Source organism: Streptococcus suis (genome assembly GCF_016775005.1).
Classification (GTDB): Bacteria; Bacillota; Bacilli; order Lactobacillales; family Streptococcaceae; genus Streptococcus; species Streptococcus suivaginalis.
Genome location: NZ_JAEUXI010000002.1, coordinates 82441 through 107270 on the forward strand (window position 1 = coordinate 82441; position 24830 = coordinate 107270).

A 24830-nucleotide genomic window follows, 5' to 3' on the forward strand; every position below is an offset into this window, starting at 1 on the left:
TTATCGTTTTAAAAAATTTTTTACTTTCGTTTACAAGTCAGCACATTTAGGGTATAATCTAAGAAACGGATAAGTAATATCAGGCGTTTTTCAGAAAGTCTGCGGTCGCTGTGAGCAGATAAACAAGGGATATGAAATTCTACCGTTGTATATAAAAATGACATACTTAAAGTGCACAGAATGTGAAGCTGGATGGAACCGCGGTAAATATCGCTCCAGCATCTCTCATTCTGTGTTTTTTATTCTAAAGGAGACATCTATGCTAGATATCAAACGTATTCGTACAGATTTTGACGGAGTGGCTGCCAAATTAGCTACTCGTGGTGTGGCTGCTGAAACCTTGGCAAACATCAAGGACTTGGATGCAAAGCGCCGTGAAATCTTGGTTACTGTAGAAGAATTAAAAGCAGAACGTAACACTGTTTCTGCGGAGATTGCCCAAGCAAAACGCAACAAGGAAAATGCGGACGACAAGATTGCTGCCATGCAAAAATTGTCTGCCGATGTAAAAAACTTGGATGCTGAACTCTTGGAAATTGATGAAAAACTAAATGCCATCCTTGCAGTTCTTCCAAATACGCCGCACGATTCTGTTCCTGTTGGTGCAGATGAAGAAGAAAACGTGGAGGTTCGTCGTTGGGGAACACCTCGTGAATTCACTTTCGAGCCAAAAGCTCACTGGGATTTGGGCGAAGACCTCGATATTCTGGACTGGGAACGTGGAGCAAAAGTAACTGGTGCCCGCTTCCTCTTCTACAAGAACTTAGGTGCTCGTTTGGAGCGTGCCCTCTACAACTTCATGTTGGACGAGCATATCGCAGAAGGCTATCAGGAAATCATCACACCTTACATGGTCAACCACGACTCTATGTTCGGTACTGGTCAATATCCTAAGTTCAAGGAAGATACTTTTGAGTTGGCAGATACCAACTTCGTCCTCATCCCAACTGCGGAAGTACCATTGACCAACTACTACCGCAACGAGATTTTGGAAGAAAAAGACCTGCCAATCTACTTCACAGCCATGAGCCCATCTTTCCGTTCTGAAGCAGGTTCTGCTGGTCGTGACACCCGTGGTCTGATCCGCCTTCACCAATTCCACAAGGTTGAAATGGTCAAATTTGCCACACCAGAACAGTCTTATGATGAATTGGAAAAAATGACCGCAAACGCAGAGAATATTCTCCAAAAACTAGGCTTGCCTTACCGCGTTTTGGCCCTCTGTACAGGCGATATGGGCTTCTCAGCTGCTAAGACCTATGACTTGGAAGTCTGGATTCCTGCCCAAAATGCCTACCGTGAAATCTCAAGCTGTTCAAACACAGAAGATTTCCAAGCCCGTCGTGCCCAAATCCGCTACCGCGATGCTGCTGACGGCAAGGTTAAATTGCTCCATACCCTCAACGGTTCCGGTCTAGCAGTTGGTCGTACAGTGGCTGCCATTCTTGAAAACTACCAAAATGAAGACGGCTCTGTCACCATTCCAGAAGTTCTCCGTCCATACATGGGTGGGGCGGAAGTTATCAAACCTTAGCATTAGGAGGACAAGAGTATGAAAAAGAAATTGTACAAAGATAAAAGTCGCAAGGAGCTTTCTGGTGTCATCGCTGGCCTTTATGATTATTTTGATCTCTATGGAAACTATGGCTGGAAGCTGGAAAATGTTCGGTGGGTTGTTGTCATCTTAGCAATTGTGACCAATTTACCCTTTTTAACCACCTATATCATCTTAGCCCTACTCTTACCCGACAAATCCGAAATCAACTAAAACATGCAAAAAGCGACTCCTAGAAGGAGTCGCTTTTTTAGAGATAATAGAAAATAGTGGCAATCAGATTGTTTACCAAGTGCACTGCAATCGGGTAAATCAAATAGCCTGTTTTATGATAGAGAGTTGACAAAATGATACCACTACCCGCATAAATCAACCATGAACCGATGTCCGTTGGTCCATGAAGCAAGCCAAAAAGAAGGCTTGAGGCGATAATCCCAAACACAACATAGGAACCAAATAACTTTTTGAAAAAATATCCCCTCAAGATGACCTCTTCTCCAACTGCCGGTAGTAGAGCAGTGGTCAGGGTTGCTAGCCAAAACGGGACCCCTTTCAAGGATTCCATAATCAAGGTCTCATTGGCAGTTGTCTCTGCCCCTTGTAGCTCCAATAGAAACAAACCAAACATATCCATCAACTGCATAACTGCAAAGGCTAGGATGACGAGGGCAAATCCATCCCAAGAAAGAATCTTGGAATCCCAGACGGGAAGGCCATTTTTTTCAGCTCGCCACCAGAAAAAGACCACAATTCCCACTGTCGCAAGCCCTGTAAGCAGCAGAAAAACCTGCGATTTGGACTGCTCCAGGATCAAATCTGGGATGACAAAAATCAATAAAAAACCAAAAGCTCTCAAGATGACCCAAATCTTTCTGCCTATCCATTCCATACCTTGACTTATTTTTTTCACTCTTTTCTCCTATTCTTTTTCATATGGTTTAAGCCCCGTCCTCTTCTTCAGGCTTTTTTGTTTTATAGTTATAAGCGAATCCTTGCTCCGCTAATTCCGTCTAAAAATAGTAAAATGCCACCACCGACCAGGCATTATTGATAAAATGCACTGCCATGGGATAGATGAGGTAATCTGTCTTGTAGTAGAGGTAAGCCATTAAAAATCCTGGGCTGGCATAAATGATCCAAGATCCCAAATCTGTCGGTCCATGCAAGAAGGCAAAAATCAAACCAGATACTACCATTCCCAAAATCTTATACTTTGCAAATAACTTTTTGAACAGATAGCCTCTGACAATGATCTCCTCGGTAATGGCTGCCTGACAGGCTATTCTGACAAAGGCTAACCAAAAAGGAATAATCTGTAGCATCTTTTCAATACCAATCTGATTTGCAGTATCTTCAATCCCTTGAAGGTCCATGATAGTATGCCCTAAGGCAGTAGAAAGGCTGGTGAATAGTACGGTCAAGGCAACCAGGCCAAGTCCCTTCCAAGTCAGGAATTTTCTATCCCAAATGGCGATCCCTTTCCTTTCTGCCAACCAACACATAAAGACCATAATAGCAATAGAAAATAGGCCGGCAGTCCATTGAGCGACTTGCGAGGTGGATTTTTGCAATATGAAAGTTGGAATGAGTTCAAGAAGCAATAATAGAAAGGCCTGCAATAAAATCCAGATTTTCCGACAAATCCATTCCAATCGTTGACTGAATGTTTCTAGCATTTCCAAACTCCTATCCTAGCCACTTCTCCATATAGACCATATCCATCCCCTCCTGCTCAGGCTCGGTTTTGATAGCCTTGTAGCCGAGTTTTTCGTAGAAAGCGACCAATCTAGGCTCCTTTCTCAAACCAGAGCCATTTCTCAGAGTTCGTGTCAACATCTCAGCGCAGTGGTTGATTGGCAGATTTGTTCGTGTTTCACACTCCAAATCTGACCTAATCAACTGTGCGGGGGTGGGAAGACGAACTCCTTTTTGTTCGGTCGAGTTCTTTCCCACTCCCCACCGTTTAACCGTCGGATAAAGACTTTCTAATTCTAGCATTGCCTTATGACCATAGCCTTTTCCTCTGTGGTCTGGATCAATGCCAATCAGACCTAGCCAGCCCTGATCTGCATCTTCAGCGACCGTTGTTCGTACCAGTCCGACTGTATGACCCTCTTCGACAATCTTGTAGTAGCTGCAATTTGGTCGTGCAAAGCGTGATTGGAAATAGTCCATGCTTTCAATGGCAGGGTTGTATTGGTCCTGATAGGTTTCATACAAGGCTGCAAATGCTCGGTGTTGAATAGGCAATAATTCTTCTGCATTTGATAGTTCTGCTTTTACTAACATGGAAAAACTTCTGAAAACTATTTTATCCATTGTATCAAATCTAGCGAAAAAATACTAGGTCTTCCTAGTATTTTCTAAAGCGTTGATAACGGTTTTCGAGTAGTTGATCAAGGGGCAAGGCTTGTAGTTGAGCCAACTGGCTGACCAGGTTTTCCTTGAGGTCAGCCAAGACTTCCTTAGTCGCTCTGCCATTTTCCAAAACAACCCGATCGACCACTTGGAGTTTCTCCAACTCATAAGAAGTGATCTTCATCAGTTCTGCCGCTTCCATGGCACGACTACCGTCTTTCCAGAGGATAGAGGCGAAGCCTTCAGGGCTGAGGACGGCGTACATGGAGTTTTCCAGCATCCAGACCTGGTCTGCGACTGCTAGGGCAAGTGCGCCGCCAGAGCCTCCCTCACCGATGATAATGGCGATAATAGGCACCTTGAGGTCGCTCATCTCCATAAGGTTGCGGGCAATGGCCTCGCCCTGTCCACGCTCCTCGGCACCGACACCTGGATAGGCTCCAGCGGTATTGATAAAGGTGACAACTGGACGACCAAACTTCTCCGCCTGCTTCATGAGGCGAAGGGCCTTGCGGTAGCCTTCTGGGTGAGGCTGACCAAAGTTGCGTTTAAGGTTGTCCTGAAGATTCTTCCCTTTTTGGATACCGATAACTGTCACTGGCTGACCTGCTAGAAAGCCGATACCACCCACAACTGCTCCGTCATCACGGAAATTTCGATCGCCGTGCAATTCGATAAAATCATCAAAGAGCTGTGTGGCATAGTCCAAGGTCGTCAGGCGAGCCTGGTCACGTGCCAAACGGATCATACGTGCTACATCACTGGTCATCTGACACCTCCATGCATTCTCAACAAGCGACTAATGGTCGCTGGCAAGTCCTGGCGTTTGACAATAGCATCGACAAAGCCGTGTTCTTGTAAAAATTCAGCCTTCTGGAAATCGTCTGGCAGATTTTCCCGCACAGTTGATTCAATAACCCTACGACCTGCAAAGCCAACCAAGGTCTGCGGCTCAGCCAGGATAATATCGCCTTCCATGGCAAAACTAGCCGTCACACCTCCTGTTGTCGGGTCTGTCAAGACCGTCAGGTAAAAGAGGCCAGCATTGGAATGGCGTTTCACAGCCGCCGAAATCTTAGCCATTTGCATCAGGCTCATAATGCCTTCCTGCATCCGAGCACCGCCAGATGCGGTAAAGAGGACGACTGGCAATTTCTCTTCAATAGCCAGTTCAAAGAGGCGAGTGATTTTCTCACCGACCACCGTTCCCATTGAAGCCATGATAAAGTGAGAGTCCATGATTCCAAGGGCAACTGGTTGTCCGCCGATTGTCGCCTTTCCTGTCAAAATAGCCTCGTCCAAGCCTGTCTTTTGACGGGTAGCTGCCAGTTTTTCGAGATAATTAGGGAAGTCCAAGGGATTTTTGGTTTCAATCCCTGTAAACAATTCCTCGAACGAGCCTTTATCGACTGTCAAAGCCAAGCGTTCCTGGGCTGTAATCCGGAAATTATAGGAACAGTGTTGACAGGTTTTCTCCGGTCCCAGGTCTTTCTTGTAGAGGATTTCCTTACAAGCTGGACATTTGGAAAAGAGTTCATCTGGCACCTCTGGCTTTGCTTGAGGTGCTGACTCTATCCGCGAACGATTGGGGTTGATGCGGATATATTTGTCCTTTTTGCGAAACAAAGCCATAGCATTCTCCTAGTTTACTTTTTTATCGTCATTTAGTTTTTCTTTTATTACTTCAACGTATGAGGAAACTTCGTTTCCCTATTTCCAACTTCAAACACTCCACTGGAGTGTTTGAACTCGCCTTGCCTAACTCCAGTTATGCCTGCGGCTGTTGATGCGAACTTTGTTCGCTCTATTTCCAACCTCCAACTATCCACCAGATAGTTGGAGCGAGTACTAAAAGACTATAGTTCTTCTTGATAGCGGGGTAAAAATTCTTCCATGAGGTAGGCAGTGTCGTAATCACCAGCCACCACTCGCTTGTCGGAAATCAAGTCCAGCTGGAAGTCAGTATTGGTCACCACTCCGTCAATTTCCAATTCATAGAGGGCTCGCTGCATCTTCATCAGGGCTTCAAAGCGATTTTCCCCATGCACGATAACCTTGGCAATCATGGAATCATAGTACGGCGGAATGGTGTAGCCTGGATAAACTGCCGAATCCACACGCAAACCAACGCCGCCACTTGGCAGGTAGAGATTGGAAATCTTACCTGGACTTGGGGCGAAATTGAAGGCTGGATTTTCAGCATTGATACGACATTCAATGGCATGGCCTGTAATCCGCACATCTTCTTGGCGGACGCTGAGTTCCTGACCAGCCGCAATCTTGATTTGTTCCTTGACAATATCCACACCGGTGACAAATTCGGTAACTGGATGTTCCACCTGTACCCGTGTGTTCATTTCCATGAAGTAAAATTCGCCCTTGGCTTCGTCCAAAAGGAACTCAATGGTTCCCGCATTTTCATAGCCAACTGACTGGGCAGCCCGTACCGCTGCTTGACCGATACGGTCCCGCATGGTTTGACCAATGGCGATAGACGGAGCTTCTTCCAAAACCTTCTGGTTGTTGCGTTGAAGGGAACAATCCCGTTCGCCCAGATGAATGACATGACCGTGCTGATCTGCCAAAATCTGTACTTCGATGTGGCGGGCTGGATAGACGACACGCTCCATATACATGGCTCCGTTACCAAAGGCTGCCTTGGCTTCGCTGGAAGCTGATTCAAAGGCAGGCACTAGGTCTTCGGCTTTTTCCACCTTACGAATCCCCTTACCGCCACCACCAGCCGATGCCTTGAGCATGACAGGGTAGCCAATCTTTTCAGCGATTTCAAGGGCTTCTTGGCTGGTCATGACCTCGCCGTCTGAGCCTGGAATGACAGGCACTTGAGCCTTAATCATCTCCGCCCGAGCATTGATTTTATCCCCCATGGTATCCATAACCGTCCCAGAAGGACCGATAAATTTGATACCAACCTCTTCACAGAGGGTGGCGAATTTGGAGTTTTCACTCAAAAATCCAAAGCCGGGATGAATGGCCTGGGCACCTGTCACAACAGCCGCCGAGATGACCGCCTGCATATTGAGATAGGAGTCTGTCGAACGGGCAGGTCCGATACAGATAGCCTCATCTGCCAACATGGTGTGGAGGGCTTCCTTGTCAACTTCTGAATAGACAGCCACCGTCGCAATCCCCAACTCCCTGGCCGCACGAATAATCCGCACCGCAATCTCACCACGATTGGCAATCAAAATCTTCTCAAACATGATGAATCCTATCTCCTTTTAGATATTATTTACCAATAGCAAAAGTCAACACCCCCGACGCAGCCAGTTTTCCGTCCACCTCTGCCTTTGCCTCAACGACCGCAATGGTTCCACGGCGTTTGACAAATTTAGCTGTCATGATCAACTGGTCACCAGGTACAACTTGCTTCTTAAATTTAACCTTGTCCATGCCGGCATAAAAAACCAGCTTGCCCTTATTTTCTTCCTTGGACAACTCCAAGACACCTGCGGTTTGTGCCAAAGCCTCCATGATAAGAACACCTGGCATGACAGGATAGTCTGGGAAATGCCCGTTAAAGAAGGGCTCGTTAATGGTCACATTTTTGAGGGCGACAATCTCATCTTCCGATACTTCAAGGACTCGATCGACCAAGAGCATAGGATAGCGATGAGGAAGAGCCTCTTTAATTTTCAAAATATCGATCATTTGATGCGTACCAATCCTTGTCCAAATTCTACAACATCCTGGTTGGCCACCAAAATTTCTGTGACCACACCGTCACGATCAGCAGGCACTTCGTTCATGACCTTCATGGCTTCGATAATCATGAGAGTCTGCCCTTTTTTGACCGTATCGCCAACTGCTACAAAGGCTGGCTTGTCAGGGGCTGGTGACAAATAAGCCACGCCGACCAAAGGACTTTCCACCACTGCACCTTCTGCCACAGGGCTTGAACTGGCTTCTGCTGGAGCCGGCTCACTGGTTTCAACTGATGGCACAGGGGCTGGGCTTGCAGGAGTTACTGGAACAAGCGGAGCTTCTACGATTGTAGTCGGAGCCGCTGTCGCCTGCTGATTTTTACTGAAATGCAAGGTTTCCCCAGCATTGCTATATGAAAATTCTCGCAAACTTGACTGGTCAAACTGACTCATCAAGTCCTTTATTTCTGTAATATTCACTTAAGCCTCCCAACGTTTGAAAGCAATCACCGAGTTGTGACCTCCAAAGCCAAATGTATTTGAAATGGCATGGCGGATTTCCATGTCACGACCTTGACCGTAGATGACATCCGCCTCAATGTAATCAGACAATTCCGTCGTACCAGCTGTCTTTGGCGCATGAGAATGACGCATAGCCTCAATGACAGCTGCCGCCTCAACTGCACCCGCTGCCCCCAACAAGTGACCCGTGAAGGACTTGGTAGACGAAACTGGCGTGTTCTTGCCGAAAACGGATACGATAGCTTGACTTTCCCCTTTTTCATTAGCCGGTGTCGAAGTTCCATGGGCATTGATGTAGTCAATATCAGCTGGCTCTAAACCTGCTTCTGAAATAGCTAACTTCATAGCCTTAATAGCACCCAAACCTTCTGGATGTGGAGAAGTCATGTGATGGGCATCGCAGGTATTTCCATAGCCAACGATTTCAGCCAAGATAGTTGCCCCACGTACTTCTGCGTGTTCCAAGCTTTCCAAGACTAAGACAGCAGCCCCTTCTCCCATAACAAAACCATTGCGGTCCTTGTCAAATGGAATAGACGCACGTTCTGGATCCTCAGTAGTCGACATAGCTGTCAAAGCTTGGAAACCACCGATTGCAAATGGAGTAATGGCTGCTTCTGCTCCACCTGCCAACATGACATCTTGGAAACCAAACTTGATTTCACGGAAGGCTTCTCCTAAGGCATCATTTGACGAAGCACAGGCTGTGATGACACACTTGCAGACACCATTTGCTCCGACCTGCATGGCAATATTTCCAGCCGCCATGTTTGGAAGAGCCTTTGGAAGAGCCATGGGACGAATGCGTTTTGGACCTTTTTCGTTCATCCGAGCCACTTGCTCTTCAATTTCCAAAATACCACCGATACCAGTTGACAAGATAACACCGAAGCGGTCGCTGTCAACGGATTCTGTATCAAGATTAGCATTAGCTACTGCCTCACGAGCTGCATAGAGAGCATAGAGGGAATAATTGTCATAGCGGTTGGTATCTTTTTTAACGAAGTATTTGTCAAAAGGAAAATCCTTGATTTCCGCAGCATTATGGACCGAGTATTCACTGGTATCAAACTTGGTAATCTTTCCAATCCCAATCTTACCATTGACCAGGCTATCCCAGAATTCCTCTGGCGTATTTCCGATTGGCGATGTCAGACCATAGCCTGTCACTACTACACGATTTAATTTTGTCATTTTCAAACCTCTCTTAAAACAACACACAAAACAACATTGAATTTACAGTGCGTTATTGCAGTCTTTCAGTTTGCTTTTAGTACTAGGCAACGAGCTGCAGACAGTACTGGAGTACGGCAAAGCGAGTTAACGAAGTAATAAAAGATAAACTGGAAGACTGGATTACTGCATGGTCAAGCCGCCGTCAACAGCAATCACCTGACCTGTCAGATATTCTTGCTTGGCAAGGAATACAGCAACATCGGCTACTTCTTCCGTCAAACCAAAGCGTTTCATAGGAATTTGTGCAGTCATAGCTTCTTTAATCTTGTCAGATAAAACATCTGTCATATCAGACTGGATAAAGCCTGGCGCAATCGCATTGACACGGACATTTCGCCCAGCAACTTCACGAGCAATGGCTTTAGTAAATCCAATCACACCTGCCTTAGAAGCAGAATAGTTGGCCTGTCCAGCATTTCCAATCAAGCCAGATACACTTGATAAATTGATAATAGCACCCTCACGAGCCTTTGTCATGGGCTTCAAGACTGCCTGAGTCATGTTAAAAGTTCCTGTTAGGTTAACACTCAAAACGCTCTCGAAATCCTCTTCCGTCATCCGAAGAGTCATACCGTCTTTGGTAATCCCTGCATTATTGACCAAGATATCGACGCTACCGAGGGCTTCGATAGCTTCTGCCACCATCCGTTTGGCATCTGCCGAGCTTGAAATATCTCCTGAAATCGCCACTACTTTGATACCGTAGCCTGAAAAGCTGTCCAGTAAATCCTGTCCCAGCTGACCGCGACCGTTCAGTACCACATTGGCACCAAGACTGGCAAATTTATGGGCAATGGCCAAGCCGATTCCTCGACTTGAACCTGTTACAAAAACATTTTTATTTGTTAATTCCATGATTTCTCCTTATTGGCTATTCAACAAGCTTTCTAGGCTTGTTACATCTTCCACCGTCACAACCTCAGCCGTCTTATCGATTTTCTTGACAAATCCTGATAAGACTTTACCTGGACCGATTTCAATAAAGTTAGTCACACCAGCCGCCTGCATGGTTGCGATTGACTCATAAAAACGAACTGGCTCCATGACCTGACGGGTCAAGAGGGACTTGATGTCCTCTTTTTTCATGACCTTTGCTTCCGTATTGCCAACCAACTCTACTTGGAAGTCCGCAAATTCCACCTGCTCCAAGGCCTGAGCCAGTTGCTCCGATGCTGGACGCAGGAGAGCCGTGTGAAAGGGACCAGATACATTGAGCGGAATCATGCGTTTGACACCTGCTTTCCTCAGCAATTCAACCGCCTCATCCACAGCAGCCACCTCGCCTCCGATGACGATTTGGGCTGGTGTGTTGTAGTTGGCTGGGGAAACAATCCCAGAGGTAACAGTCGAACAGATTTCTTCTATCAAGTTGACATCTGCATTGAGGACAGCGACCATCTTACCAGTTCCTGCTGGCGCAGCCGTTTCCATAAACTCACCCCGTTTGGCAATCAGGGAAATGGCATCTTCAAAGGCCAAAGCCCCTGAGGCAACCAAGGCTGCGTATTCTCCCAAGGACAAACCAGCTACCATGTCGGGTTTAATCCCCTTTTCTGCCAACAAACGATAAACAGCTAGGGATGTTGCCAAAATTGCCGGCTGGGTATAGCGAGTCTGGTTGAGCTTGTCTTCCTGGTGGTCAATCAAGTCCCGCACATTATAGCCCAAAATCTGACTAGCTTGATCATAGGTTTCCTTGACAATAGGATAAGTGTCATAGAGGTCACGAGCCATACCAAGTGTCTGAGCCCCTTGACCTGCAAATAGAAAGGCTGTTTTTGTCATCTTATTCTCCAACAGATGCCCAGCGATTCGCCTCTTCACGAATCACCTTGGCAGCTCCAAAATATAAATCTTTCAGAATTTCTTCACAGGTTTCTTCCTTGGTCACCAAGCCAGCTATCTGACCTGCCATGACCGAACCATTGACCACATCACCGTCCACAACGGCATTGCGAAGGGCACCTGCCCCAAGTTCTTCAATAGATTCTGCAGAAATTTTCCCTGCTAGGAAGTCTTTTTCCGCAGCAGCATAGGCTGTGGAAAGTTTGTTCTTAATGGCACGCACCGAATGTCCGACAACGGAGGCAGAAACAGTCGTGTCAATATCCTTGGCCTTGAGGACCTTTTCCTTGTAGGCTGGATGGGCATTTGACTCCTTGGCAACAACAAAACGTGTCCCCACTTGAATAGCTTCTGCTCCCAACATAAAGGCCGCGGCAGCACCTGCACCGTCTGCGATACCGCCCGCTGCGATAACAGGAATGGATACGGCTTCAACAACCTGACGGACTAGGGTCATGGTGGTCAATTTACCGATGTGGCCACCTGCTTCCATTCCTTCTGCGATGACGGCATCCACACCCAGTTTTTCCATACGTTTGGCAAGAGCCACACTAGGAACTACTGGAATCACAATAATACCAGCAGCGTGCAAGCGTTCCATGTATTTACCAGGGTTACCCGCACCTGTCGTCACCACCTTAACCCCTTCTTCGATGACCAAGTCAACAATGTCATCCGCAAAAGGAGACAAAAGCATGATATTGACACCGAAAGGCTTGTCCGTGATAGATTTAACCTTGTCAATATTTGCCTTGACCACCTCTTTGGGAGCATTTCCTCCGCCGATGATTCCTAGACCACCTGCATTAGATACGGCACCTGCCAAATCTCCATCAGCTACCCAAGCCATACCACCTTGAAAAATTGGATACTGAATATTGAGCAATTCTGTTATTTTCGTCTTCATAATTCCCTCATCTGTTTTTCTTGCTTACCTAATCATTTGAATATCAAACAATTAGCTAAACAAGCGAGGGCAAAGCCCTCACTTAATAATTAGTTTGATTCTTCAATGTTTTGAATATCAAACTATCTACCCAAAGAAAAATGCTCACTAGCACTTTTCTTAGCTATCCTCTTCCTTATATTATCTTTGAAATAAGGAGAGGAATACTATAGTCTTTCAGTTTGCTTTTAGTACTAGGCAACGAGCTGTAGACAGTACTGGAGTACGGCAAAGCGAGTTAACGACGTAATAAAAGATAAACTGAATGACTATAATTATTTTGTTTTTTCTTCAACATAAGCAACCAAGTCGCCTACAGTTGTCAAACCTTCTTCAGTATCGATTTGAATGTCGAATGCATCTTCGATTTCAGAGATAACTTGGAAAAGATCCAATGAATCTGCATCCAAATCTTCAAAGGTTGTTGTAAGGGTTACTTCTTCAGCATCCTTACCCAATTCTTCAACGATGATTTCTTGTACTTTTTCAAATACTGCCATGATAGTGCTCCTTTTTGATAAAAAAATTTTTAAAATCTTGCCTAAGGCAAGGAATTAACTAAAGTTTCAGTAGTAGCGTTCCCCAAGTCAGGCCGCCACCAAAGCCTGCCAACACAACCGTTTGGCTACCATCCAAGCGCAAGCTGCCTGCTTCCACACATTCTGATAAAAGAATGGGAATGCTGGCTGCGCTGGTATTGCCATAGTGCATCATATTGGCTGGAAATTTCTCAATACCAATACCTAGCTTGCGTGCCATCTTATCCAAAATCCGACTATTTGCCTGATGAAGCAGGAAGTAATCCACCTCATCACCAGTCAGACCCTGACTGTCTAACAGCTCTGCAATGGTCTTGGTCACGTCGCGAACAGCAAACTCAAAAATCGCTCGACCATCCATCTGCAAGTAAGGTTGGTTGCTCCCTTCTTTTGAAAAGGGAGAGTGCAAACCTGTTTGACCAGAGGTCAAACCTAGACCACGACTGCCATCCGTTCGGTTGATTTCTGCTAGAAAGTGTTGCTCAGGACTGGCCTCCAACAAAACCCCACCAGCACCATCTCCAAACAAGACTGCCGTTCCACGATCTGTCCAGTCAAGAGTCTTGGACAAGACCTCTGCTCCAATCACGATTCCCTTTTGGTAGATACCAGAGGAGATCAGTTTGTCGGCGGTGGACAGGGCGAAAACGAAGCCCGAACAAGCTGCCACCAGGTCATAGGCAAAAGCTTTCTTGGCACCGATTGCCGCCTGGACCCGAGCTGCCGTTGACGGCATGGCTGAATCTGGTGTGATGGTTGCGATGATGATAAAATCAATTTCATCAGCAGCCACACCCGACTTGTCTAGCAAGGATTGGGCAACCTGACTAGCTAAATCGCTGGTATTTTCATCTACAACAATCCGTCTTTGACGAATACCCGTCCGAGAAGCAATCCAGTCGTCGCTGGTATCCATGATCTGTGCTAAATCATCATTGCTCACAAGCTGTTCAGGAACATAGTGGGCAACCTGACTGATTTTAGCGAAGGTTCTCATTTCAAATCCTCCAAGAAATTATAGAGTTTGTAGAGCCCTTTTTTCATCACTTGGTATTCTGCCTCGTCCATCCCATCTGTAATCTGCTTGACCATTTCATTATGGAAACGTTGGTGCAAGCGATAGACCAGACGACCCTTCTTGGTCAGATAGAGATGAACCACCCGTCTGTCCTTGGTAGAGCGCACGCGTTCGATATAGCCCTTTCTCTCCAAGTTGTTGAGACTGGTTGTCACCGTTCCAAGTGTCACCATCAAAGCCCGAGCAATATCACTCGGTGTCGCTCCCTTCTTATCACCAATTTCATCAATGGTGTGCATTTCCTTTATGGAAATGTCGTTGAAACGACTCTTTCGGAGGCTATTCTCCTGAATGACCAGGACATTATTAAAAATTGCCGTTAGATATTCATTGATTTTTGGATCTTCCAAAATCAGCCTCCTTTACTTTGATAGCCAAAGTATACTCCAGAATAATTTGATTGTCAAATATTTTTTTAGAAAATGCTATTTATTTTCCTTTGAAAACGGGTCTCCTCCGCTCTGCATGTGCACGTACACCTTCTTTGAAGTCTTCTTTGAAGGCTAGACTTTCTTGTAGGTCTAACTCCAAGCGGCGATAGGATTCCCAGCCCTTGAACTGACTCTCCCAGACCAATTGCTTAATCGCCACATAGGAATTGATGGAACCACGCATGAGCTTCTTAAGGACCTGTTGAACCGTTTTTTCCAACCTTTCTGGCTCAACCAGTTTATAAATAATGCCGTATTCTAAAGCTTTCTCCGCAGACAAACCTTCTCCCGTCATAGCCAAATGACTGGCACGATTGGTACCAATGGCACGGCTGAGCAGGAAAATACCACCCGCATCTGGCGCCAACCCGACGCCAACAAAGGCCTGGATGAATTTTGTTTTGGTTGAAGCGATGACAAAATCGGCTGCAACAGCCATATTGGCCGCGGCGCCAGCTACTGCTCCATCGGTGACCATAATGACAACCTTTGGTAGTTGCTTGAGAGCGAAGGAGATGTCATTAACCAGCTCTGCTATGCGCACAAGAGAAGGAATATCGTCCTCATCCACCGCTCGCTTCATCTCCACCAAATCTCCTCCGACAGAGAAGATTGAACCCGCTGCTTCAATTTTTAGAAACTGCACCTGATCATTTTGAGCTGTCTCCTCAATAGCAGCCAGCATCTCTTCGCACATGGGAATATTAAAGCCGTTTGCCACATCAGGACGGTTAAGGGTTAGGGTCGCAAGACCTTCTGTCACCTGATAGCGAATCGTTGAATAAGGCATGATTTCCTCCTATACTGATCTCCTAAAAAACTTTGAACATCAAACTATAAAGTTAAATTTATCCTATTCTACCATACTTTTGACAGGTGATTGGCTTTCAAACCAAAAAAACTGTCACGTCCGAAAAAAAGAGCCTAAGCTCTTTTCATGCATTCTTTCAATTGACTCAGGCTTTCAATCTTTCGATCTGCCTGACTTTGGTCCAAGCCAATTTGCTTGTCCTCAATCGCCCAAACTTGCAATCCAGCAGCCTTTCCTGCCTGAATACCCTTTGGACTGTCTTCAATAACCAAAAGTTCAGCTTTTGAAAATCCAAGTGCTGCCGCAGCTTTTTCATAGACCTCTGGATCGGGTTTACCTGCCTTGCAGTCCATCCCTGAAAATACAGCCGTAAAATAGGGCGCCAGACCACTCTCTGACAAGGCCCGGTCAATATCCTGTCGATCCGTGTTTGAGGCAAGCGCCAGTTTGATTCCCTCTTCTGTCAACCAGTGCAAGACTGCTTGAGCATCTGAAAACACAAGGCGATCATAAGGAACTGGATGTTGATCCTTGTAAGTCCGATACTCCTTCTCGAGTTCAGCAACATCCCACTGATCAAGCTGTTCTCCCAAAATCAGCTGCCAAACTTGATGAACCCGGCCTCCGACAAAAATAGCTGGTTCCAAGTGAGCAACTGACAAGCCCTTGGTTGCCAAAAAATCTACCCGACGTTGGTAGTAGTATGGTTCTGTATCAAACAGAACACCGTCCATATCAAAAATAATGCCCTTCATTCCTTCCTCCAATCCAGACTACATTGTACCATATTTTTCTCCCAGACCCGTTAATGGGAAGTTTTCAAAAAGGATTACTGACAAGATACCCTCTTTTTGCTATAATAAAAAAAATAAGATTGAGGAGTAGAGATGAAAGTTACAAAATTTGGGGGGAGCTCCCTCGCTTCTGCAAGCCAATTAGAAAAAGTATTTAACATTGTCCAGGCGGATCCTGAACGACGCTTTGTCGTAGTTTCAGCACCTGGTAAGCGGGATGCTGCTGATACAAAGGTAACAGATGCCCTGATTCAATACTACAAACGCTACATCAAGGGGGACGATGTTACTGCTAGTCAGGATTGGATTATTGACCGTTACCAAGCAATGGTGGACGAATTGGGCTTCACTGCCAAGAGCATGAAAAAGATTGCTCAAAGCATCAAAGACCTTGCAACCCTTCCGATTGAAAACAACGATTTCCTCTATGATAGCTTTCTGGCCGCTGGCGAAGATAACAATGCCAAGTTAATCGCTGAATACTTCACCTACCGTGGCTTGCCAGCCCGCTACGTCCATCCTAAAAAAGCCGGTATCATCGTTTCTTCTGAACCAGGAAATGCCCGTATCTTGCCTTCTAGCTATGACAAGATTGAAGAATTGCGAGAAGCAGATGAGGTCTTGGTTATCCCTGGTTTCTTCGGTGTGACCATCGACAATCAAATCTGTACCTTTTCCCGTGGTGGCTCTGACATCACTGGTTCGATTGTTGCTGCTGGTGTTAAGGCAGACCTCTATGAAAACTTCACGGATGTTGACGGCATTTTTGCTGCCCACCCTGGCATCATTAAGAACCCACATTCAATCAAGGAATTGACCTATCGTGAAATGCGGGAATTGGCTTACGCTGGCTTCTCCGTCCTCCATGACGAAGCCTTGCTACCAGCCTATCGCGGCCGTATTCCTCTGGTTATTAAGAATACCAACAACCCCGACCATCCAGGTACACAGATTGTCTTGGAACACAGCAGCGAAACCCTGCCAGTCGTCGGAATTGCTGCAGATGATGATTTTGTAAGCATCAACATGTCCAAGTATTTGATGAACCGAGAAGTTGGATTTGGCCGCAAGGTTCTTCAAATCTTAGAAGACTTGAACATCCGCTTTGAACACATGCCAACTGGTATCGATGATTTATCCATCGTACTCCGTGAGCGTGAATTGACTCCGATTAAGGAAGAAGAAATCCTCCGTCAATTGAAGACAAAATTGGAAGTGGATAAGGCTGAAATCGAGCACGGTCTATCCATCATTATGATTGTCGGTGAAAACATGAAGAGCCATGTAGGGGTAACAGCTACTGCAACTGCCGCTCTCTCTCAACAAAACGTCAACTTGGCCATGATTTCACAAGGTGCTAGCGAGGTTTCAGTCATGTTCGTTATCAAAACCGAAGAAAAAGAAAAGGCCCTCAAGGCCCTTTACCAAGCATTCTTTGCAGAATAAAAAAGTTTGAGGAAAACTCCTCAAACTTTTTATTTTACTTCAACTTTTTCAGTCCAAGGACGAGCAGTTGTTGCCAGAACTTCGTTGAGTTCTTCTACGTTGCGGCGACCTTGGTCTGCCAACCAAGCTTTAGCTGCTTCTTCCCCTTCACTTGCAAAGATAGCTACTGCATCCTTCCAAGTTGCGCGTCCACAAAGAACACCGTTAAAGCTTGAACCGGCTTCTTTAGCAAAGACAAGGGTTTCTTGGAAGAGTTTGGCAGATACACCCGCACTCAAATAGATGAATGGCAAGTGGGTACTATCTGTTTGCTCCTTGAAGAAGGCCTTGGCTTCCTCAACTGTATAGACTGGCTCTTCATCTGTGTAGCCTTCTACAAAGTTCATGTTAACTGGTACTTCTACCTTAAGCACATCTGCATTGTAGCGTGGCTTACTGAATTCACGCATGGCACCATTGACCTTGTGTGGCTTGAGGGCTGCGTATTCGCGAGATGTTACATCCATGTCGCTGGCATCGTAGGTCAAGATTTCAACGAAGTAAGGAATATCTTCTGCGATACACTCGCTACCAATACGTTCTACCCAAGCATGCTTGATGTCATTGATTTCTGGCTTGTCATCTACATCATAGTAAAGCAAGATTTTTACGGCATCTGCACCCAATTCTTTGATGCGTTTTGCTGACCAGTTTGGCAAAAGGTCTGGCAAACGACCTGGTGTGGAAGCATCGTAACCTGTTTTTTCATAAGCTGCAATGAAACCGCAGTCTGCATGGCGCAATTCTGAAGCTGGCACACCATACTCAGCATCTAAAAGAATGGAGCTTGCATAAGGGGTCAAATCGCTTGAAATGACTTTTTTGAAGTCAATCAAAATGTCATCTCCAAATTCGCCACCACCTGCTGCCGCAGCCAACAGGCGTTTCAATGCACCACGTTGGTCAATCGCCAAGGCCGCAATCACCTGATCACTGTTTGACAAGCGGGTCATGTGGTCAAATTTAGCCTGAGAAAGTTGTAATTTTGTCATTCTTTTCCTCCTAAGGATTTTTTAACCGAATCGTTTCACTCCATCGAGGTAGGTAGCTTTCAAACGTCCCGCATCATCTACAACGATAAAGTCTGCTGCCCGTCCTTCTGCAATCTGACCACAAACATGGTCGATGTTGACAGAACGAGCTGGTGCCAAAGATGCCATTCGAAGGGCATCAGGCAGAGAAACCAACCCCCATTCAACCACATGCTGAACAGCTTGGATCAATTCGAGGATTGATCCTGCCAAGCTTCCATTGTGCTTGAGGCGGGCTGTGCCGTCTTTTACAACGACTTCAAATTCTCCAAGTCGAGAATCACCTTCACCCATTCCTCCAGCTCGCATACAGTCTGTAATCAATACCGTTTCTTCTGCGCCACGCGCTTTAATAACGACTTCTGCTGCCGCTGGATGAACATGGTGACCATCACAAATCATTTCTGCATAAACATTTTTTAAGTTCAGGGCCGCGCCAACCATTCCTGGCTCACGATGATGTAGCCCACTCATACCATTGTAAACATGGACAAAAATATTTGCACCAGCCTTTACAGCCGCTTCTGCTTGCGCATAGGTCGCATCACTATGAGCGAGAGCTGTATGAATGGCCTTGCTGTTGGCAAATTCGATAAATTCTGTCACACCTTCTCTTTCTGGCGCAATGGCAATTTTATTAACCAAGCCCTTGGAGAGCTGGTGCCATTTGTCCAATTTCTCAATAGATGGATCGCTCATATACTTGGGATTTTGAGCTCCCTTGTATTTTTCTGTAAAGAAGGGACCTTCTAAGAAAATTCCCTGGATCTTGGCACCTGTTTCCTGACCTGCATAGGTTCCGATTGTTTTACAGACTGCATCTAAATTTTCTGTGGAATCTGTCAGGGTTGTTGGAAGCCAAGAGGTCACCCCACAAGACAAGAGCCCCTCTGAAATCACCTTGATTCCTTCGAAATCATTGTCCATGACATCGTGAGATGCATAGCCATGAATATGGGTGTCCACCAAACCTGGTGCCAGATGATAGTTGGAATAATCGATGATATCCCCTTCTGGTTTTTTTGTCAGAATCTGTCCAAAGGTACCTGCTTCTGTTAATTCTAGATAGGCATTTTCTACTTCTGAATCTGACAAGATGACTGATTTTGCATGAATATACTGCGCCATGCCATCCCTCCTTTTATCAATATATTATATTGGACAACTGGTTATATCCACCTGTTTCTATTGTAATCTCATTGCTGGATTCTGTCAAGCTATTTCCTTATAAGATGTGAAATCCCTAGACAAGGGCTAGGGATTTCACATTTTCCTTTTTTATTCTAATCCCTTTTCCTTCTCATCCAACTAGCCATTCCTAGACTTGCTAGCCCCATAAACAGGAGGGCACTAGCTTCTTGACCAGTTTTTGGAAGAACGGAATCAACAGGTTTTGTATTTGCCTGATTGGTTGGCCGTATAGACTGGTCTTTTTCATGAAGACTAGCAATCGTCAAGACATATTCGCCACCGTATGCACTAGTCAACCGTATGCCTTCCTCCTCCAACTGGAAGGGCAACTCACGTGGTCCCTCCGCTGTCAGCAACCGAATGCTCTCAACTTCAGCTACAACTGGCAAGAGCAACTGAACTGGACCATATGGATGTACTTCTTGCCCCTCTTGATCGAGAAAAACAAGTTTGTAATGTAGCGAATCCGATACAGTCTCTAAACGTCCAAGGACACGCTCAATTCCGTATAAGTACAAGACTGGCCCCTCTACCTTAACCCCAGACTCCCGATCCATCAAGGTCACTCGAGCTTCCCAATCATAAGCCGGTACTTGATGGCTGGTGGGAGCGACAAATTGACCTTCAATAACTACCGGATCTTCCGAATCGCTCGGATCAGTAGTCGGTGGTGTTGGAACAACTGGTGTGCTTGGTTCGTCAACTGGCGGAGTGGGAACAACTGGTGTGCTTGGTTCGTCAACTGGCGGAGTGGGAACAACTGGTGTGCCTGGCTCGTCAACCGGTTGTGTTGGAACAACTGGTGTGCTTGGCTCGTCAACCGGTGGAGTTGGAACAGCTGGTGTACTTAGCTCGTCAACCGGTGAAGTTGGTACGACCGGTGTACTTGGCTCGTCAACTGGCGAAGTGGGAACAACTGGTGTACTTGGCTCGTCAACCGAAGGAGTTGGAACAACTGGTGTGCTTGCCTCGTCAACCGGTGGAGTTGAAACGACTGGGGAACTTGGTTCAGCTGGTTCGTCTGGCCTATCAACTAGAGTAGAAACCAGTGCGAGCATTTGTCGGACAGTATTAGCAGAGGCATATTTATTATGTAGGACGGTGTGGACGGTCAACCAATCTTGGTTGTCGTAATCCACTAATTTTTCTGCAAACTGTCTCGCCAGCTCTGCTTTTTCCGCCTGAGCCAAATCCTGATAAACCCGAAGCTCTCTCACGGCAATTTCATTTTTTCCAGCCTGACGCTTCAGGCTTTCAAATTTGACATAGCGCGCCTTAGTTGGTTGAATGGCGATAACTAACTTGGCCTGTGTATTGCCACTGCTGGTATGAATGGCGCGGAATTCCTCTAAATCATCTGAAACAAGGATCTTAAAATCCGTTGCCAGACGGTTCGCATCAAATAGAACCTCAATAGAAGACATATCCTGCGAACTGCCTAGATCGACGATAAAGAAATCCGTATCCCTATCACTCGAATTCCAGCGGCCTTCACTGGCTTCTGTATCTCCATCTGTAATATTTCCCTTATGGTATGGACGGATATGCTGGTTCCAGAAATTGGAATGGTGACGATAGTCATAAACAGGCTTATGCAGGGCAATGTTGACCTTGGCCAAAGCTTCTGTCGTCACCTCTTCGGCACTACTGGTTCGGTTGTAAACCTTGATGTCTTTTATATAGCCCTTAAATCCTTTAGCAATTTCCTTGAACGGCAGGTTAAAACTGGTCCGGAAATTCTTGTCTGTGCCAGTCGGAGCGTTTTCATCATGTGAAAGGGTGACAATTTTTTGACCATCTAGGTACAGGGTCAATACCTGACGGGTTCCAGCCAGAGTTAGCCTATAATCACGACCTGCCTCCAGCTGAGGATGAAGGAACTGACTATAAAAATATCGGTTGAGCATCAGGCCGCTCGCTACGGTGCCATCCTGTTTTCGACCAGTCCCATTGAGATAAACCGCTCCATCTTCACTGAAGAGCAGACTTCCCTGGTCAATCGCTGTTGGTCTAAAGGTCATCTCAATCGTGTATGGAAGAGAAATGGTCTCAATGTCTGTCAAGAGATAGTTGTCCCCTGTAAACTTGAACCATTTTTCCCCATCCAATTCTTCCACAGTTAGGTCTCCAACAGACTGAATCTTGCGGTTGTTGTTGCTCAAATCCACGACGGAGCCATCATGAACATGGTCTGCATCAATGTGAACCAAGACATCCGATTTACTCTCAAGCGGCATGTAATTTTTGCGCAACTTTGTCGCTTCCATTGACGTCTGATAGTCTAAGTAGGAGCGGTTGGTCTGGTCATTCCAAGTTTTAAATCCAATCATAGCCAAGGATTTTTCCAGACGGTAGTAGAGATCACTCTCTTCAATCCCTTCTGCATGTTCATCCCCCCACATGGCTCCCTTAGCTCCCAACAGATTTGGTTCACCTGCTAAGGCATTGGCATAATCAAAGTTGAAAATGGTTGGATTCCAATGTTCAAAAACGTACTGCTCATTGATGATGTCCTTGTGATTACGTCCTGGTGTCACATAGGTAAATGGCTGCGGAACATTGACAACCTTAAAGCCTTCATTGATTCGGTCAACAGAAACCGACTCGTACTGGGCCCACTCATCAAAGATGATGTCCTTATCTACTGGTGTAGTGCCATTGAATTTTGAAAGTGCTCCCCAAGTTCGCAAGGTTTTTCCTTTTGACTTAGCAAGGGCATTGAGTTCGTTTAGATAGGTACGGAAACTCTCTACGTTACCTTCTTTTTGCCAATATTCATCAACCCCCAGATGAATATGATCATAATCAAAAATTTCTTCATCCAAATATCCTGTAATCAGATCTGTTATAAAGCGTTTGGCACGCGCCGTCCGTTCTGGCAGGACTTCTTCGTTAATAGCCAAAGCCTCTAAGTCCCTAGGGTGATGGATTGGCTGTCCTAGATAATCAATATTATCAGGATTGTCAAGAGCGTAAATACTATAAACGGACGAATGCCCTGGACTGTCAATTTCAGCTAGAATCTGGATACCAGCTGCCTTGTTTTCTGCCTGAAAAGCACGAAATTCATCCAAACTATAGGTTGGGTTGCCATAGATCGTTCGGTAAAAATCATATTCCCCTTCATAGCGATCATGCTTGAAATCACCTTGATTCAAGGATGGGAATGTTGGAGACTCCAAGCGATGGGCTTTCTCCGTTTTTCTCCAGGCCTCAACATCCGCCCTATTACCACTTGCCGGCCATTGGGTGTCATTGAGATGGAGGTGCAGTTCATTGAGTTTATACCAGCGGAACAGACGAGAAACTTCTTTCAGGAAGTCCATCCGCATGGGAATCCGCGCCACGTCTAACAACATACCTCGAATGGCATAGTTTGGATAATCTCGATAGACACCCTGGGTCAAGTGCCCATCTTTTTGCAACATTTGAGCCAGGGTCACTGCTGCATAGTTGATGGCCTTTTCACTACCTGCAAAGATTTCTATTTTTTCTCCTACTCGCAAGAGATAGCCTTCATCCTTCAGGTTATACTGGTCGGACAATTGGAAGACAATGGTCGCTTCTTCTCGACTAGACTGGCTGAGCGAGAAGCCCAGAATATCTGATAAGTCCTGGTTAAAGAGGTCAAACTGCTTCTTGAAGGCTGGATCGATATAGACCTTATCCGACTCGCTTAACTGACGAATGCCTTGTCCAGCTAAAAATTCTTGAATCTCTAAAGCTAGACTTGGCTTTTGATTGCTTCCAGTAACCTCTTCCTGATGGCTGGCAGCGATTCGTATGGTCTTATTGGTCTTGCTGGCTGGCAAAATCGACTGGTCGGATTTCCGTCGTGCTGCAACCAGCATAACCACATCTTGGTCATTGAGAATGTAGGAAGAAATACGGCCATCGTTTTCAACGACATACTCCTTGGCTGATCCGATGATGTCATAGCTATATTCATCATCTTCTTGGATATTGGTCAAGACAACCCGTCCATCTTCCACAGCTAAACTGGCATTGGCTAGCTTGGCAATCGGATCGACTGGTGTTTTAACCTCTTCTGTCAACATCCCCTTGATGCGAATATCGGTCACCGAAACAGCCTTGCCTCCCGCAAAACGATTGACCCGGTCAAAGCGAAAACGTACAAAGCGTTTAGCTTCAAGCGGACTCTCAAATTGAATGCGGTCCGTTTGATTTTCAAGTGTCTGACTGTCCTGCAACTCTCTACGGCGGACTAAACTAGTCCACTGACTGGCATTTTCTTCATCCGCTGTCAGAATTTCATAATCCGTAGCATACACTTTTTTAAAGAAATCAATTTCGATCGAGCTGATGCGCGATGCTGCGCCAAGGTCGACCTGTAACCACTGGGATGTTTGTTTATAATCAGCCGCCACCTGTCCATTCGGTTTCATATCTTGAGCAGCATAGCGACTGGCTGCATCGGTATCAAAGGCAAACTCTGGTCTAGTTCCTGTCCCAGCTTCCACACCTGAAGAAGTGGCTGGGCGATTGCGTGAAATCAAACTTTCTACAAAAGGCTGATTCTGTCCAGTAGTAGGAGCTGCTTCCTCTCCCAACATGCGCCCCATGACCCTTACTTCTTTGATGGAAACTGAGTTGCCATGCGCATAAGGATTGACCTGGTTAAAAGTAAAACGTAGATACCGCTCAACTACCTTTGCTGTTTCGAATTGGATTAAATCAGTCGGATTAACCGTAGAAGGACTGGCTTCCAAGTGCCTAGTAGCAACTTCCTGCCAACTTTCTTTATTGGCAGATGTCACAACCTGATAGTTGCTTGCATAAACCTTTTGGAAGAAATCAATCGCAATCGAGTCCACACTTGCCTGGTCACCCAAATCAACTTCCAACCATTGGCTTGTTTGAGGAGCAGCTGGATCGACAGGCCCATTTGCCTTCATACGCGCTCCTGAAAAGCGTGTAGCTGAGTCTTGATCCACAACATAGCTAGCCAAAAAGCTAGTCCCTTCTTCAATACCTGAAGAGGTCACCTCTTTTCCAGCTACAAGGTTGCTTGAGATAGGCTCTAAGACGTCTCCTGCCTCAGCTAGAGCTACCTCACCTGCGGGGTGAAGATTCACCTCAACTGGAGGCAGTTCAGAGGGAGTTTCTACCTCTTCGCTTAAGGCACTTTCCTCGTCAATCAGTATCTCTATCGAATGGACTGGTACTTCTTCTGCCAAGACCTGAGACGATTTTGTCCCCATTAAAAAAATGCCGACAACAGCGATTCCTACTCCAAGAGTAGATTTTCGAATCGCATAACGATAGCGACGTTCGAGATGAGTATGATTGGTCCGCCTCATCACTTTTCCTCCTTAGTGAGCA

Annotated in this window: 23 protein-coding genes; 3 read left to right on the plus strand and 20 right to left on the minus strand. The window is 45.9% G+C overall.

Annotated elements, in window-relative coordinates; genetic code table 11:
- The first annotated feature begins 259 nt into the window (after positions 1–259).
- A complete protein-coding gene (serS, locus tag JNG37_RS02580; RefSeq protein WP_158455703.1) occupies positions 260–1534 on the plus strand; it encodes a serine--tRNA ligase in 1275 nt (424 codons plus the stop codon).
- An 18-nt stretch (positions 1535–1552) separates the two neighbouring features.
- Positions 1553–1768 carry a PspC domain-containing protein gene (locus JNG37_RS02585; protein WP_158455705.1) on the plus strand — a complete coding sequence of 72 codons (216 nt, stop codon included), beginning with the start codon at positions 1553–1555 and terminating at the stop codon, positions 1766–1768.
- A 37-nt stretch (positions 1769–1805) separates the two neighbouring features.
- Here JNG37_RS02585 and JNG37_RS09810 read toward each other — a convergent pair whose 3' ends face one another.
- The 17 genes from JNG37_RS09810 to JNG37_RS02675 all read right to left on the minus strand — a co-directional run bounded on the left by JNG37_RS09810 (position 1806) and on the right by JNG37_RS02675 (position 15741).
- A complete protein-coding gene (locus JNG37_RS09810) occupies positions 1806–2465 on the minus strand; it encodes a type II CAAX endopeptidase family protein (RefSeq protein ID WP_261979821.1) in 660 nt (219 codons plus the stop codon).
- A gap of 100 nt (positions 2466–2565) precedes the next feature.
- Entirely contained in the window at positions 2566–3231 is a 666-nt protein-coding gene (locus JNG37_RS02600; RefSeq protein WP_158455707.1) for a CPBP family intramembrane glutamic endopeptidase, read from the minus strand.
- 10 nt (positions 3232–3241) lie between these two features.
- Positions 3242–3844, minus strand: a complete 603-nt coding sequence (locus tag JNG37_RS10035) for a GNAT family N-acetyltransferase (protein ID WP_158455709.1) — start codon at positions 3842–3844, stop codon at positions 3242–3244.
- A 64-nt stretch (positions 3845–3908) separates the two neighbouring features.
- Positions 3909–4682: an acetyl-CoA carboxylase carboxyl transferase subunit alpha gene (locus JNG37_RS02610; RefSeq protein ID WP_158455711.1), complete on the minus strand. Its 774-nt coding sequence runs from the start codon at positions 4680–4682 to the stop codon at positions 3909–3911.
- Positions 4679–5545, minus strand: a complete 867-nt coding sequence (gene accD / locus JNG37_RS02615) for an acetyl-CoA carboxylase, carboxyltransferase subunit beta (RefSeq protein ID WP_158455713.1) — start codon at positions 5543–5545, stop codon at positions 4679–4681. Before accD ends, JNG37_RS02610 begins: the two co-directional genes overlap by 4 nt.
- A 224-nt stretch (positions 5546–5769) precedes the next feature.
- Entirely contained in the window at positions 5770–7137 is a 1368-nt protein-coding gene (locus JNG37_RS02620; RefSeq protein ID WP_158455715.1) for an acetyl-CoA carboxylase biotin carboxylase subunit, read from the minus strand.
- Between the two features lie 25 nt (positions 7138–7162).
- Positions 7163–7585 (minus strand): 3-hydroxyacyl-ACP dehydratase FabZ, encoded by a 423-nt coding sequence (gene fabZ, locus JNG37_RS02625; protein ID WP_024378919.1) that lies wholly within the window; start codon positions 7583–7585, stop codon positions 7163–7165.
- Positions 7582–8058 (minus strand): acetyl-CoA carboxylase biotin carboxyl carrier protein, encoded by a 477-nt coding sequence (gene accB / locus JNG37_RS02630; protein WP_158455717.1) that lies wholly within the window; start codon positions 8056–8058, stop codon positions 7582–7584. The genes fabZ and accB overlap by 4 nt, the downstream gene beginning before the upstream one ends.
- Complete coding sequence (gene fabF, locus JNG37_RS02635; RefSeq protein WP_158455719.1) at positions 8059–9294, minus strand: beta-ketoacyl-ACP synthase II; 1236 nt, start codon at positions 9292–9294, stop codon at positions 8059–8061.
- 162 nt (positions 9295–9456) lie between these two features.
- On the minus strand, positions 9457–10191 hold the full coding sequence (fabG, locus tag JNG37_RS02640; RefSeq protein ID WP_158455721.1) for a 3-oxoacyl-[acyl-carrier-protein] reductase: 735 nt from the start codon (positions 10189–10191) through the stop codon (positions 9457–9459).
- Between the two features lie 9 nt (positions 10192–10200).
- On the minus strand, positions 10201–11121 hold the full coding sequence (gene fabD, locus JNG37_RS02645) for an ACP S-malonyltransferase (RefSeq protein ID WP_158455723.1): 921 nt from the start codon (positions 11119–11121) through the stop codon (positions 10201–10203).
- 1 nt (position 11122) lies between these two features.
- Positions 11123–12088 (minus strand): enoyl-[acyl-carrier-protein] reductase FabK, encoded by a 966-nt coding sequence (gene fabK, locus JNG37_RS02650; protein WP_158455725.1) that lies wholly within the window; start codon positions 12086–12088, stop codon positions 11123–11125.
- Positions 12089–12402: 314 nt separating this feature from the next.
- Positions 12403–12627, minus strand: a complete 225-nt coding sequence (locus JNG37_RS02655; protein ID WP_002938891.1) for an acyl carrier protein — start codon at positions 12625–12627, stop codon at positions 12403–12405.
- Positions 12628–12685: 58 nt separating this feature from the next.
- Positions 12686–13663 carry a beta-ketoacyl-ACP synthase III gene (locus JNG37_RS02660; protein ID WP_158455727.1) on the minus strand — a complete coding sequence of 326 codons (978 nt, stop codon included), beginning with the start codon at positions 13661–13663 and terminating at the stop codon, positions 12686–12688.
- Entirely contained in the window at positions 13660–14094 is a 435-nt protein-coding gene (gene fabT / locus JNG37_RS02665) for a fatty acid biosynthesis transcriptional regulator FabT (protein ID WP_158455729.1), read from the minus strand. The genes JNG37_RS02660 and fabT overlap by 4 nt, the downstream gene beginning before the upstream one ends.
- A 79-nt stretch (positions 14095–14173) precedes the next feature.
- Entirely contained in the window at positions 14174–14965 is a 792-nt protein-coding gene (locus JNG37_RS02670) for an enoyl-CoA hydratase (protein WP_158455731.1), read from the minus strand.
- A gap of 134 nt (positions 14966–15099) precedes the next feature.
- A complete protein-coding gene (locus JNG37_RS02675; protein WP_158455733.1) occupies positions 15100–15741 on the minus strand; it encodes an HAD family hydrolase in 642 nt (213 codons plus the stop codon).
- A 132-nt stretch (positions 15742–15873) separates the two neighbouring features.
- On the opposite strand from JNG37_RS02675, the gene JNG37_RS02680 reads away from it, so the two are divergent.
- Positions 15874–17226, plus strand: a complete 1353-nt coding sequence (locus JNG37_RS02680; RefSeq protein ID WP_158455735.1) for an aspartate kinase — start codon at positions 15874–15876, stop codon at positions 17224–17226.
- Positions 17227–17255: 29 nt separating this feature from the next.
- Here JNG37_RS02680 and lacD read toward each other — a convergent pair whose 3' ends face one another.
- From lacD to JNG37_RS02695, 3 genes are all read right to left on the minus strand, one after another.
- A complete protein-coding gene (gene lacD, locus JNG37_RS02685; protein WP_105209352.1) occupies positions 17256–18257 on the minus strand; it encodes a tagatose-bisphosphate aldolase in 1002 nt (333 codons plus the stop codon).
- A 21-nt stretch (positions 18258–18278) separates the two neighbouring features.
- Positions 18279–19424, minus strand: a complete 1146-nt coding sequence (gene nagA, locus JNG37_RS02690; RefSeq protein WP_158455737.1) for an N-acetylglucosamine-6-phosphate deacetylase — start codon at positions 19422–19424, stop codon at positions 18279–18281.
- A gap of 155 nt (positions 19425–19579) precedes the next feature.
- Positions 19580–24808 carry a discoidin domain-containing protein gene (locus JNG37_RS02695; protein WP_158455739.1) on the minus strand — a complete coding sequence of 1743 codons (5229 nt, stop codon included), beginning with the start codon at positions 24806–24808 and terminating at the stop codon, positions 19580–19582.
- Positions 24809–24830: the final 22 nt, after the last annotated feature.